This window comes from Streptomyces sp. NPDC058401 (assembly GCF_042722885.1).
In the GTDB taxonomy this organism is placed as follows: domain Bacteria; phylum Actinomycetota; class Actinomycetes; order Streptomycetales; family Streptomycetaceae; genus Streptomyces.
In genome coordinates, this window is sequence record NZ_JBHXKA010000042.1 from 19,936 (window position 1) to 32,597 (window position 12,662).

The window sequence follows — 12,662 nt, forward strand, 5'->3', positions numbered from 1 at the left end:
GGGCGGAAGGACGAAGAAGTACGGAGGATTCCGGGTCAGAGCGTATACAGCGTTCCCGGCCGGGAGTGAGGGGATGCGCTCAACCGTTGTACGGTCGCAGCCCCGCGCGGTCCGCCGCCTCGGCCGGGATGCTCATTCGGGCCGGACCGTGCCGTCCGACAGGCCGTCGTACAGCCCCTGTACGAGCTGCTCCCCGAGCCGGGCTGCCAGCCGCAGGGCGTCCTCGAACTCGGCCAGCGCCCGGAACCGTGCCCCGTAGACCTCCTGCTCGGTGCGCGGCAGCCGGGGCAGTTCGAGGCGGCGCACGTCCAGCCGGCTCGTGGTGGAGGCGTGGCTGCTCGCGCGGCGGTTGTTGGCGGTGGCGCGCAGGAAGCCGGCCAGGAACCAGGGGTCCAGCGCGGCCGGATCGGGCCGCAGCAGCTGCAGGCCCCGGCCGAGCGCCGCCCCGGCGGTGGCCGCGTCGACCACCCGGGCCACGCCGGCGCCCCCGGTGAGGGGGACGACCACGTCACCGGGTGCGGTCAGCAGCGGCGGCTCGGGGGCGGCGGCCAGGGTGCCGGAGGGCCCGGTGCCGGCGCTCACGTCGGACTCGGTCAGGACGGGGGCCGGGCCCGCGCCGCTGCCCGTGCCCGTGTGGAGGAGCAGGGCTCCGGCGCGGGCGAGCTCGCCGACGGTGGTCAGCGGCAGCCGGGCCGGTGGCCCGGCGGCGGGCAGGTCCGGGGACGCGGCGGGCTGGGCGGGCGGGGCCGCCGGGGTGAGGCGGGCCGCGCGGTTCAGCGTGGAGTCCAGCCGGTCCCGTACGGCCGTCAGCTCGGCCAGGCCGCCGCCCGCGGCGGGCGGCGGCAGGTGGCGGGCCGGGGTCAGGTCCACATCGTCGTCGAGCAGGTCCACGACGGGCACCACCCGGCGCACGCCCGGGACGTCCGGGACTTCCGGGGCCGGGCCGCGGCGGTCGTACGCCGTCCAGGCCTCCTCCACCGCGCCGTGCACGGCGGCCCAGCCGGCCCGCCCCGGCCCCTGCCCGGGCCCCTCCCCGAGTGCGGCGGTGTCCACGAGGAGCAGCCCCGGGGGCGGCGCGGTCTGCGGGGCGGGCCTGCGCAGTACCCACAGGTGCAGCGGGATCCCGTACGGCGGCGCGGCGCCGGCCGGGAGGGCGACGACGGCCCGCAGCGCACCCCGGCGCAGCAGGTCGGCGCGGATCCGGCGGCCGGAGCGGCGGGCCGCGGCGGCGGGGGGCATGAGCAGGACGGCGGTGCCGCCCTCGCGCAGGTGGGCCAGGGCGTGCTGGACCCAGGCGAGTTCGGATTCGGCGCGGGCCGGCAGTCCGTACTCCCAGCGCGGGTCGTAGGCCAGCTCCTCGTGGCCCCAGTTGCGTTCGTTGAACGGCGGGTGGCAGAGCACGGCGTCGACCGGTTCGGCGGCGGGCCGCGCGAAGGCGTCGGCGCGCAGGCTGTCGGCGGCGGCGGCGCGGACCGGGGCGTCCGACTGCAGGGCGAGGCGCAGGGCGGCGAGGGAGGCGAGCTCGGGCGAACTGTCCTGCGCGTAGCGGGTGGTGGCCCCGGGGACGGACCGCAGCAGGGTGCCGGTGCCGCAGGCGGGGTCCAGGACCGTGAAGGGTGCGGGGCCGGCCGGTCCGGTGCTCGCGCCGGAGGGGGGTGCGGCGAGGGCGGCCATGAGGGTGGCGAGGCCGTCCGGGGTGAGCGTGTACTGGCGGGGGTTGGCTTCGAGGTGCCGGCCGAGCAGGAACTCGAAGGCTCCCCTGGTGCCGAGTTCGGCGGCGAGCTCGGCGGCGGCCCGCAGGAAGGGCACCGCGCCGGGCGACAGGGGGGCCGTGGACCCGAGCGGGTGCGCGGGCCCGAACCGCAGGGCGAGCACCCGGTCGAGGGCGGGCGCCAGCAGGGTGGCCATCCGCTCGTCGGAGACGGCCGAGGCCTCCAGCCACTCCATGGGCCGGTCCCGTACGAGGAGCAGCGCGCTCCCGGCTTTGACGAGCGCGGCCACGGAGCCGCCCGGGTGGGCGGTGACGTACTGCCAGACGCGCTCGCGCAGCGGGACCTCGGCGAGCTTGCCCTGGGCCCGGAGCCAGTCGGTGACCTGCGCCAGCGCGAAGGAGGGACTGGTCTCGGTGCCGCCGACGGGACGGGGGAAGTCGGCATGGCGGCGCCGCCAGTTGCTCACGGCGGCGCGGCCGACTCCGGCGAGACGGGCGATCTCGGCGGCGGTGACTTCGGGGGCGGCGGGGGCCCCGGTGGGGGGCTTCTGCTCCGGCATGTGCGCGAGCCTACCGCCGCACAGTGGAGAGACCCATTCACAGCGTGAATTTAACAATCCATCGACAGCTCGTTGACTCGGTTCACACACCCTGCCGTGATGATCACGCCGAAATGGACTCAGATCAGGCAGGAGCCACCCGGGATCAGCGCATGCGCTCCGGCGGGCGGGTGGGGTTGCCCCCGGTCGGCAGGCGCTCTCCGGGACAGCCGGCGAGGACCCGTTTCATCGCGTCGCGCTCACCGACCGTGACCCACAGACCGTACTTCCGCTTGACCGAGATCTGGGCGGCGACGTAGTGGCAGCGGTACCCGCGGTCCGGCGGGAGCCAGGTGGCCGCGTCCCCGTCCCCCTTCTTGCGGTTCGCCGCGGCGTCGACCGCGAGCAGGTTCAGCGGATCGTTGGCGAAGGCGACGCGCTTGCCCTTGTCCCAGCCTCCGGCCCCTTTCTGCCAGGCGTCGGAGAGGGCCACGATGTGGTCGATGTCCACGCCGGTGCGGCCGCGTTCGTGCGTGATCCGGGCGCCGGTGTAGGGGTCCTTCTCCAGGACTCCGGTCAGCACCTTGCAGCCGCCCTTGAAGGTGGTACGGGCCAGGTCCCGCTTGAGGATGTCCTCGCGGGTCCCGCAGCCGCTGCCGTCCGTGTCCAGCCAGCCCTTGCCGAACTGCTCGCGCGCGTAACCCGTCTTCGGCGCCCGCCCCTTGACCGCGAGCCCGTCCACCGAGGCCAGGGCCACCGGCCCGTTGGCAGGCCCGGGGGCGTTCGCAGCCGCACCGGCGCCGGACCCGGGGAGAGCGGTGCAGCCGGACAGCGCGAGGGCCGAGGCGAGGAGGAGGGTGGGAAACAGCTGGTGGGAGCGCATAGGACAAGATCATAAACTCCATGCGATTACGGGACGTTCCGACCCTCCAGCGAGCGAACGGCACCTAACGGGCGTAGCGTCGCAAACGGGATCACGGAAGGAGCCCGAGCATGGGGATTTTCGACAGGTTCAAGGACAAGGGCAAGGACATCTCCGACAACCTCGAACAAGAGGCCAACGAGAAGACCGGCAACAAGTACGCGGACCAGATCGACAAGGCCCAGCAGACGATGGAAGAGAAGCTCGGCATCGACGACGACCCGAACAAGTAGCCCCCGCGGGAACGCGAACGGCCGCGACCGGGGACCGGAAGGTCCCCGACGCGGCCGTCGCCGTGTCCACGAGCGCCGCGGCTACGGGCGCCGCGACTACGAGCCCTTACGAGCCGAGGATCGTGGCGAGGAACTCCCCGGTCCAGCCCAGCAGTTCCCGTCCGACCAGCGGCTTCCCGCCCACCCGGGCGGTCTTCGGCCGCGGCACCAGCACCTGCGAGGCGGCCGGCTTGATCACCGAACCCGGGTAGAGCCGCTTCAGCCGCAGCTCCTGCGACTCGCGCAACTCCACCGGCCCGAAGCGGATGTTGGGGCCCTGGAGGGTGATGTCGCCGACCCCGCAGGCGCGGGCGAGCATCCGCAGTCCGGCCACCAGCAGCAGGTTCTCCACCGGCTCGGGCAGCTTGCCGTAGCGGTCGGTGAGCTCCTCGCGGACCGCCTTGACGTCCTCCTCGGAGTTGGCCGCCGCGATGGACCGGTACGCCTGCAGGCGCAGCCGCTCGCCCGGCGCGTAGTCGTGCGGGACGTGCGCGTCGACCGGCAGCTCGATCTTGACCTCGAGCGGCGGCTCCTCCTCGACCTGTCCGTCGACCGCCGACCGGTAGTCGGCCACGGCCTCGCCGACCATCCGGATGTAGAGGTCGAAGCCGACGCCCGCGATGTGGCCGGACTGCTCGCCGCCGAGCAGGTTGCCCGCGCCGCGGATCTCCAGGTCCTTCATCGCCACGTACATGCCCGCGCCCATCTCGGTGTGCTGGGCAATCGTCGCGAGCCGCTCGTGCGCGGTCTCGGTCAGCGGCTTCTCCGGCGGGTACAGGAAGTAGGCGTACCCGCGCTCGCGGCCTCGGCCCACGCGGCCGCGCAGCTGGTGGAGCTGGGAGAGGCCGAAGTTGTCGCCGCGCTCGACGATGAGGGTGTTGGCGTTGGAGATGTCGATGCCGGACTCGACGATCGTCGTGGAGACCAGCACGTCGAACTTCTTCTCCCAGAAGTCCACCACCACCTGTTCCAGGGCCTGTTCCGACATCTGGCCGTGCGCCGTCGCGATGCGCGCCTCGGGCACGATCTCGCGGAGCTTGGCGGCCGCCCGGTCGATGGACTCGACCCGGTTGTGGATGTAGAAGCACTGGCCCTCGCGGAGCAGCTCGCGGCGGATCGCGGCGCCGATCTGCTTCTCCTCGTAGGGCCCGACGAAGGTCAGGACCGGGTGGCGCTCCTCGGGCGGGGTGGTGATCGTGGACATCTCGCGGATGCCGGTCACCGCCATCTCCAGGGTGCGCGGGATGGGGGTCGCGGACATCGTCAGCACGTCGACGTTGGCGCGCAGCTTCTTCAGCTGCTCCTTGTGCTCGACGCCGAACCGCTGCTCCTCGTCGACGATGACCAGGCCCAGGTCCTTGAACTTGGTCTCCTGCGAGAACAGCCGGTGCGTGCCGATGACGATGTCGACGGAGCCCTCGCGCAGGCCCTCCAGCGTCGCCTTCGACTCGCCCTCGCTCTGGAAGCGCGACAGCGGCTTCACCTTGACCGGGAACTGCGCGTACCGCTCGGAGAAGGTCCCGAAGTGCTGCTGCACGAGCAGCGTGGTCGGGACGAGGACGGCGACCTGCTTGCCGTCCTGGACCGCCTTGAAGGCGGCGCGCACCGCGATCTCGGTCTTTCCGTAGCCCACGTCTCCGCAGATCAGGCGGTCCATGGGGACCGACTTCTCCATGTCCTCCTTCACCTCGGCGATGGTGGTGAGCTGGTCGGGGGTCTCCGCGTACGGGAAGGCGTCCTCCAGCTCGCGCTGCCAGGGGGTGTCGGGGCCGAAGGTGTGGCCGGGGGCCGCCATGCGGGCGCTGTAGAGCTTGATCAGGTCGGCGGCGATCTCCTTGACCGCCTTCTTCGCGCGCGCCTTGGTCTTGGTCCAGTCGGCGCCGCCGAGCCGGTGCAGGGTCGGGGCCTCGCCGCCGACGTACTTGGTGACCTGCTCCAGCTGGTCGGTGGGGATGTAGAGGCGGTCGCCGGGCTGGCCGCGCTTGGCCGGCGCGTACTCGACGAGCAGGTACTCGCGGGTGGCGCCCTGCACGGTGCGCTGCACCATCTCGATGTAGCGGCCGACGCCGTGCTGCTCGTGGACGATGTAGTCGCCGACCTCCAGGGTCAGCGGGTCGATCGTCTTGCGGCGCCGGGTCGGCATCCGGCCGAGGTCCTTGGTGGCGGTGCGCTGGCCGGTCAGGTCGGTCTCGGTGAGGACGGCGAGCTTGAGGACCGGGTCGACGAAGCCGTTGTCGAGGGAGCCGCACGAGACGTGGACCAGCGAGGGCTCCAGGTCGGTGACGTCCGCCTCCAGGCGGGCCGCGATGCCCTCGCCGCCGAGGACCTCGACGGTACGGGCGGCCGGCCCGTGGCCCTCGGTCAGGTAGACGGTGCGCCAGCCGTCGGCGAGCCAGGCCTTGGTGTCGGCGAGCGCCCGGGCGGTGTCGCCGCGGTAGGCCTCGGGGGCGTGCATGCCGAGGCTGAGGGTGTCGCGGCCGATCGCGCCCGCCGCGTCAGCGGCATATGTCAACGTCTCGTCCGCCGCGAAGGGGGACACCGACCACCACATCATGCCGAGCTCGCGCGCGTGCTCCCGTACGTCGGCGATCCCGCGCAGCGAGGCCGCGCCCACGTCGATGGGGGCCTCGCCGCCGCCGGCGGTGGCCGCCCAGGAGGCCATCAGGAACTCCTGCGAGGTCGCCACCAGGTCGGAGGCCCGCGTCCGCACCCGCTCCGGATCGCACACGACGGCCATCGAGCCTGCGGGCAGCACGTCGATCAGCAGCTCCATGTCGTCGACCAGGACCGGGGCCAGGGACTCCATGCCCTCGACCGCGATCCCCTCGGCGATCTTGTGCAGCAGTTCGCCGAGCTCGGGGTGGAGCTCGGCGAGGGCCGCGGCGCGCTCGCGGACCTGGTCGGTGAGCAGCAGCTCCCGGCAGGGCGGGGCCCACAGGCCGTGCTGGGCGATCTCCAGGGAACGCTGATCGGCGACCTTGAAGTACCGGATCTCCTCGACCTCGTCGCCCCAGAACTCCACGCGCAGCGGGTGTTCCTCGGTGGGCGGGAACACGTCGAGGATGCCGCCGCGGACGGCGAACTCGCCGCGCTTCTCGACGAGCTCCACCCGGGCGTACGCGGCTGCGGCGAGCGCCTGCGTCACCGCGCCGAGGTCCACGCTCTCGCCCTGGCGCAGGCTCACCGGGACCAGGTCGCCGAGCCCCTTGACCTGCGGCTGGAGCACGGACCGGATCGGCGCGACGACCACCGAGACCGGTCCCGCGGCGGGGTCGTCCTTGCTCGGGTGCGCGAGGCGGCGCAGGACGGCGATCCGGCGGCCCACGGTGTCACTGCGCGGGCTCAGCCGTTCGTGCGGCAGCGTCTCCCAGGAGGGGTACTCCGCCACCTCGTCGGGGGGCAGCAGGGAACGCAGTGCGGCGGCGAGGTCCTCCGCCTCCCGTCCGGTGGCGGTGACCGCGAGCACGGTCCGCTCGGTGCGGGTGGCCAGCGCGGCGATGGCGAAGGGCCGCGCGGCCGCCGGGCCGACGAGGTCCACGTGCATGCGGTTGCCGTCCCCGGCCGCGGTGACCGCCTCGGCGAGTGCGGGGTCCCGGGTGACGGCGTCGAGCAGTCCGTGCAGGCTCATGAAGGCGGCTTTCCATCCGATGAGGTGCGGCGCGTCCCCGCCGGGCGGCAACGCGAAGGACCCGACACGTCGAACGGGCCGGGGGTTCCCACCCTACGACGCGGGTCCGACACCCGCGCGTGGGATTCGCGTCCCCCGTGGGGGTGGCGGCGGGGCACCCGGTCCCCTCCGGAACGACCCCGGCCCCGCCGCACCCGAAAGGGTGAGACGGGGCCGGGGCGCTCCCCCGTACGACCGGCCGGCGACTACTCGCTGGCGATCGCGTTCAGGACGTTCATCCGGCCCGCCCGGAAAGCCGGGACCAGTGCGGCCAGCAGGCCGACCAGGGCGGAGCCGGCGAACACGCCGAGGATGGTGGGCCACGGGATCTCGAGGATCTTCATGCCCTCCAGTGCGAGGAGCTGGTGGGCCGTGGCGCCCCAGCCCATGCCCAGGCCGAGGCCCAGCAGGGCGCCGAAGAGGGCGATGACCACGGACTCCAGGCGGATCATGCGGCGCAGCTGGCGGCGGGAGAGGCCGATGGCGCGCATCAGGCCGATCTCGCGGGTCCGCTCGACCACCGAGAGGGCCAGGGTGTTCACCACGCCCAGGACCGCGACGATGATCGCGAGGGCGAGGAGGGCGTAGACCACGTTCAGGAGCTGGCCGACCTGGTCCTTCAGGGCCTGCTTGTAGTCCGTCTGGTTGAGCACCTGGTACTGCGGGTACTCGGCCAGCGCCGACTTGACCGCCGCGTAGGCGGCGTCGTCCTGGCCGTCCTTCGCGGTGGCCAGCACCATGAAGGGCCTGGGCAGCTTGTCGGCCGGCACGTTCGCCTCGGCGACGGCGGTGCTGACGTACTTCATGCCTTTGTCGAGGTTGCCCTCGTCGCTGGTGATCGCCGCGACCTTCAGCTTGACGGTCTTGCCGCCGGTGAAGGCGACGGTCAGCTCGTCACCGAGCTTGACCTGGTGCTTGGCGGCGTATTCGGAGCCCACCGACATCGAGCCCGGCTTGTACGCGTCGGCGTGCTCGCCGGCGGTGGTCTTGCGTCGGACGTCCTTGGCGTAGGTGGGGTCCTGGGCCCCGATGCCGTCGGACTCGGTGGTGCCGTCCGGGGCGGTGATCTTGGCGTCGACCTCCCGGTAGACGGTGACGTGCGCCAGGCCCTGGGTACGCCGCAGGGCTTCCTCGGCCTGCGGTACGACGGGCTGCCCGGTCTGGGACTGGACGATGAAGTCCGCGCCGACCGACTTGTCGAGCTCGTCGGTGGCCGAGGCCACCATCGAGGAGCCGACCACCGACAGGCAGGCGACCAGCGCGAGGCCGATCATCAGCGCGGCGGCGGTGGCACCGGTGCGGCGCGGGTTGCGCAGTGCGTTGCGCTCGGCGAGGCGGCCTATGGAACCGAAGGGCCGCAGCACCGGGGCGGACAGGGCCCGGACCACGACGCCCGCGAGGAGCGGGCCGATCACGATGAACCCGAGGAGGGTGAACAGGACGCCCAGCCCCAGCCACTGCGCTCCGGTGCCGGCGGTGTCGGCGCTGCCGGCGAGATACAGGGCCGCGGCGCCGATGCCGGTGAGGCCCAGGCCCAGGGCGGCACGGATCCGGCCGGCCTTCTTGTCGCCGGGGGTGCCGGACTCGCGCAGGGCCGCCATCGGGGAGACCTTGCCGGCCCGCCTGGCCGGTATGAAGGCGGAGACCACGGTGACGACGACGCCGAGGACGATGCCGATGACCGGGGTGGTCCAGGCGATGGTCAGGTCCTCGGTGGACAGGCTCATGCCCATCTGGCTCATGAGCTGCATCAGGCCGACGGCCAGGCCCACACCGGCGGCGACGCCGAGGATCGAGCCGACGACGCCGAGCAGCAGTGCCTCGATGACCACCGACTTGAGGACCTGGCCGCTGTCGGCGCCGATGGCCCGCATCAGGCCGATCTCCCGGGTGCGCTGGGCGACCAGCATCGAGAAGGTGTTGAAGATCAGGAAGATCCCGACGAGGAAGGCGATCGCGGCGAAGCCGAGCATCACCCACTTCATGATGTCGAGGAAGTCCATGCTCTTCTTGTTGGCGTCCGCGGCTTCCTTCGCGGTCTGCAGCTTGTAGGTGTCGGCGCCGAGGGCGGAAGCGACGTTCGCCTTGAGCTGCGTGTCGCTCAGCCCGTCCTTGGCGGTGACGTTCACGTGGGTGAAGGCGTCCGGGGCGCCGAGCAGCTTCTGCTGCGAGGTGGCGGTGTCGAAGTAGACGACGGTCGCACCGGGGTTGGTCACGGTGAAGGCGGCGATGCCGGTGATCTTGGAGCGGATGTCGCCGGTGACGGTGATGGTGCGGATGTCGTCACCGAGCCCCAGATGGTGCTTCTTCGCCGTATCGCTGTCGATCATCACGTCGGTGGGGCCGCGCGGGGCCTGCCCCTCGATGATCTTCATCGACTTCAGTTCGTTCTCGGTCCAGTTGCCCGCGAAGGTCGGGGCTCCGGTGGTCGAGCCGAGGTTCTCGTTCTTGGAGTTGACGACGGTGACCGCCATCGAGGCGACGCCGCCCTCGGCGGACTTCACGCCCTCGGCCTTCTTCACCTGCTCGACGACCGAGCCGGGCAGCGCCTGGGGCTTGCCGGTGTCGGGGGTCTCCCCGGTGTTCTCGGCCTCCTTCGGGGTGACCGTGACATTGGAGTTGGTGACCGCGAACAGCTTGTCGAAGGTGGTGTTCATGGTGTCCGTGAACACCAGCGTCCCGCAGACGAAGGCGACGGAGAGCAGGACGGCCACGGCGGAGAGCGCCATGCGCCCCTTGTGCGCGAAGAAGTTGCGCCGCGCGGTCTTCATGACGGTCATGACGTCCGCCCGCGTGCGTCGAAGTCCTTCATGCGGTCCAGGACCTGGTCGGCGGTGGGCGTGTACATCTCGTCCACGATCCGGCCGTCGGCGAGGAAGATGACGCGGTCCGCGTAGGAGGCGGCGACCGGGTCGTGGGTGACCATGACGATGGTCTGGCCCAGCTCGTTCACCGAGCGGCGCAGGAAGCCGAGGACCTCCGCGCCGGCCCGGGAGTCGAGGTTTCCGGTGGGCTCGTCGCCGAAGATGATCTGGGGCCGGGAAGCCAGGGCGCGGGCGACCGCCACGCGCTGCTGCTGGCCGCCGGAGAGCTCGGTCGGACGGTGCTTGAGGCGGCCCGCCAGGCCCACGGTCTCCACGACCCGGTTCAGCCACTCCGCGTCGGCCTTGCGGCCGGCGATGTCCATGGGGAGCGTGATGTTCTCCAGGGCGTTGAGCGTCGGCAGCAGGTTGAAGGCCTGGAAGATGAAGCCGATCCGGTCGCGGCGCAGCTGCGTGAGCTTCTTGTCCTTCAGCCCGGTGATCTCGGTGTCGTCCAGGAAGATCTGACCGCTCGTGACCGTGTCCAGACCGGCCAGGCAGTGCATCAGCGTGGACTTGCCGGAGCCCGAGGGCCCCATGATCGCGGTGAACTGGCCGCGGTGGATGTCCACGTCCACCGCGTCCAGGGCGACGACCCGCGTCTCCCCGGAGCCGTAGGCCTTGACGACCTTCCGTGCACGCGCCGCGACGGCCCCATGCCCTCCAGTGCCCCCGTGCCTGGTTTCGGTCATAGCCGTTGTCACGGTGTTCCCCCTCGTTCTGTGCGTACGGTCGTCGGTGCTTCACGTGCTTCGTGCTTCGTGCTTCGTGCTTCGTGCTTCGTGCGCTGCGATGTGCTGTGCCGTGATGCGCTGTGCTGCGCTTCACTCGAAGTCTGCTGGCCGGGGGTACCGCGGCGCGCTGGTGCCAATCGCCGTATCCATAGGGGTGCTAGCCCTACCCCCCGGACTCCCGCCCTGTAGACACCAGTTAAAGACCCGCGCGGGCTTTCCTCCTCCTCCCCCGGGACGAAGCGCCCCTGGACCCTTATGAGGACCAACCCCTAGGGGATCTCGCCCGTTGGGACGAGGCGCCCTCGGGGGATACCACCGCGTAATGCCTCAGTGAGAGGGTGTCTGCGCAGGTAGCCACGGGGTGAAGGGTTTTTCATGGGCTCAGGGGAGAGCAAGGGCGCGAGTACCGACGACAGTGCCGGAGGCATACCCGAGGAGGAACGGACCAGATCCGCGGCGCCCGGGCGGCCCCGTACGGCCGTCGTCGCCGCCCTGATGCTGACCATGGGCCTCGTCGCCCTCGACGGCGCCATCGTCGCCACCGCCGTCCCGCAGATCGTCGGCGACCTCGGCGGCTTCGCCGTCTTCTCCTGGATCTTCTCGGGCTACATCCTGGCCGGAACCGTCACCCTGCCCGTCTACGGCAAGCTCTCCGACACCTACGGCCGCAAGCCCGTCCTGCTCCTCGGCATCAGCCTCTTCCTGCTCGGCTCCCTGCTGTGCGCGGCCGCGTGGAACATGGCCGCCCTCATCGCCTTCCGGATCCTCCAGGGCCTGGGCGGCGGCGCCCTGCAGGGCACCGTGCAGACCCTGGCCGCCGATCTCTACCCCCTCAAGGACCGGCCGCGCATCCAGTCCCGGATGTCCGTGGTCTGGGCCGGCTCGGCGCTGGCCGGCCCCGCGCTCGGCGGGCTGATCGCCACGTACACCGACTGGCGCTGGATCTTCCTGCTCAACCTGCCGCTGGCCGCCGCCGCCCTGTGGATCATCAGCCGCCACCTGGTCGAGCCCACCCGGGCCCCCGGCCGCACCGGACCCGTCGACTGGCCGGGCGCCGTCGCCGTGTTCGCCTGCGGGGGGCTGCTGCTCTTCGCGCTGGTGCAGGGCGGAGTCGCCTGGCCCTGGCTGTCGACGCCCTCGGTGCTCCTGCTCGGATCCGCCGCGGCGCTGGGCGTGCTCGTCGTCTGGATCGAGCGCCGGGCCGAGCAGCCCATCCTGCCCGGCTGGGTGTGGCGCCGGCGCACCATCGCCGCCGTCAACCTGGCCATGGCCGGGCTCGGCCTGCTGATGGTCGCCCCGATGCTGTTCGTGCCGACGTACGCCCAGACCGTCCTGGGCCTCGGCCCCACCGGCGCCGGTCTGGTCGCCTCCGCGATGACCCTGAGCTGGCCGGTCAGCGCCGCCCTCGCCCAGCACGTCTACCGGCGCATCGGCTTCCGCAACACCGCCGCCACCGGGGTGGGGCTGGCCGCCCTGGTCCTCGGCTCCTTCGCCGTGCTCCCCTACCCCGCCCCCGTCTGGCAGCCCGTGCTGATCATGCTGCTGCTGGGCGCGGCCCTCGGCCTGTTCCAGCTCCCGCTGATCGTCGGGGTCCAGTCCACGGTGGGCTGGGAGGAGCGCGGCACCACGACCGCCTCGGTGCTGTTCTGCCGCAACGTCGGGCAGAGCATCGGAGCGGCGCTGCTCGGGGCCGTCGCCAACGCCACCATCGCCGCCCGGCTGTCGGAGGCCCCGGTGCCCGGGCTGCCCTCGAACCTGGACGACGTGGCCAAGGCACTGACCCACCCCGACCTCCTCCCCCCGGAGGCCGCCGAGTACCTGCGCCGGGCGGTGTCCGCCGCCGGGGACCACATCTTCCTCGGCGCGAGCCTGGCGGCGGCCGCGTCGGCCCTGGTGCTGCTGCTGGTGGCCCCGCGCCGGTTCCCGGTGCTGCCGGAGCAACGGGAGGGGTGAGGG

7 protein-coding genes are annotated in these 12,662 nt (G+C 72.2%); 2 read left to right on the forward strand and 5 right to left on the reverse strand.

Features of this window, described 5'->3' with window-relative positions:
* Positions 1-132 precede the first annotated feature (132 nt).
* Together ACFWNV_RS17775 and ACFWNV_RS17780 are read right to left on the reverse strand one after the other, a co-directional pair.
* A complete protein-coding gene (locus ACFWNV_RS17775) occupies positions 133-2,271 on the reverse strand; it encodes an N-6 DNA methylase (RefSeq protein WP_383947370.1) in 2,139 nt (712 codons plus the stop codon).
* A 145-nt stretch (positions 2,272-2,416) separates the two neighbouring features.
* Positions 2,417-3,133 (reverse strand): HNH endonuclease family protein, encoded by a 717-nt coding sequence (locus tag ACFWNV_RS17780; RefSeq protein WP_383947373.1) that lies wholly within the window; start codon positions 3,131-3,133, stop codon positions 2,417-2,419.
* Positions 3,134-3,243: 110 nt separating this feature from the next.
* On the opposite strand from ACFWNV_RS17780, the gene ACFWNV_RS17785 reads away from it, so the two are divergent.
* A complete protein-coding gene (locus ACFWNV_RS17785; RefSeq protein ID WP_327306380.1) occupies positions 3,244-3,405 on the forward strand; it encodes an Rv0909 family putative TA system antitoxin in 162 nt (53 codons plus the stop codon).
* 106 nt (positions 3,406-3,511) lie between these two features.
* On the opposite strand, the gene mfd is transcribed toward ACFWNV_RS17785, so the two are convergent.
* From mfd to ACFWNV_RS17800, 3 genes are all read right to left on the reverse strand, one after another.
* A complete protein-coding gene (mfd, locus tag ACFWNV_RS17790) occupies positions 3,512-7,072 on the reverse strand; it encodes a transcription-repair coupling factor (protein ID WP_383947376.1) in 3,561 nt (1,186 codons plus the stop codon).
* 245 nt (positions 7,073-7,317) lie between these two features.
* Positions 7,318-9,891 carry an ABC transporter permease gene (locus ACFWNV_RS17795; RefSeq protein WP_383947378.1) on the reverse strand — a complete coding sequence of 858 codons (2,574 nt, stop codon included), beginning with the start codon at positions 9,889-9,891 and terminating at the stop codon, positions 7,318-7,320.
* A complete protein-coding gene (locus tag ACFWNV_RS17800) occupies positions 9,888-10,664 on the reverse strand; it encodes an ABC transporter ATP-binding protein (protein WP_383947381.1) in 777 nt (258 codons plus the stop codon). The genes ACFWNV_RS17795 and ACFWNV_RS17800 overlap by 4 nt, the downstream gene beginning before the upstream one ends.
* 417 nt (positions 10,665-11,081) lie before the next feature.
* Between ACFWNV_RS17800 and ACFWNV_RS17805 the strand changes: the two genes are divergently transcribed.
* Complete coding sequence (locus ACFWNV_RS17805; RefSeq protein ID WP_383947384.1) at positions 11,082-12,659, forward strand: MFS transporter; 1,578 nt, start codon at positions 11,082-11,084, stop codon at positions 12,657-12,659.
* Positions 12,660-12,662: the final 3 nt, after the last annotated feature.

What these genes read in the sequence shown, in the direction of transcription:
- ACFWNV_RS17775 (WP_383947370.1), bottom strand. Translation starts at nt 2,271, where the DNA reads ATGCCGGAGCAGAAGCCCCCCACCGGGGCCCCCGCCGCCCCCGAAGTC.
- ACFWNV_RS17780 (WP_383947373.1), bottom strand. Translation starts at nt 3,133, where the DNA reads ATGCGCTCCCACCAGCTGTTTCCCACCCTCCTCCTCGCCTCGGCCCTC.
- ACFWNV_RS17785 (WP_327306380.1), top strand. Translation starts at nt 3,244, where the DNA reads ATGGGGATTTTCGACAGGTTCAAGGACAAGGGCAAGGACATCTCCGAC.
- mfd (WP_383947376.1), bottom strand. Translation starts at nt 7,072, where the DNA reads ATGAGCCTGCACGGACTGCTCGACGCCGTCACCCGGGACCCCGCACTC.
- ACFWNV_RS17795 (WP_383947378.1), bottom strand. Translation starts at nt 9,891, where the DNA reads ATGACCGTCATGAAGACCGCGCGGCGCAACTTCTTCGCGCACAAGGGG.
- ACFWNV_RS17800 (WP_383947381.1), bottom strand. Translation starts at nt 10,664, where the DNA reads ATGACCGAAACCAGGCACGGGGGCACTGGAGGGCATGGGGCCGTCGCG.
- ACFWNV_RS17805 (WP_383947384.1), top strand. Translation starts at nt 11,082, where the DNA reads ATGGGCTCAGGGGAGAGCAAGGGCGCGAGTACCGACGACAGTGCCGGA.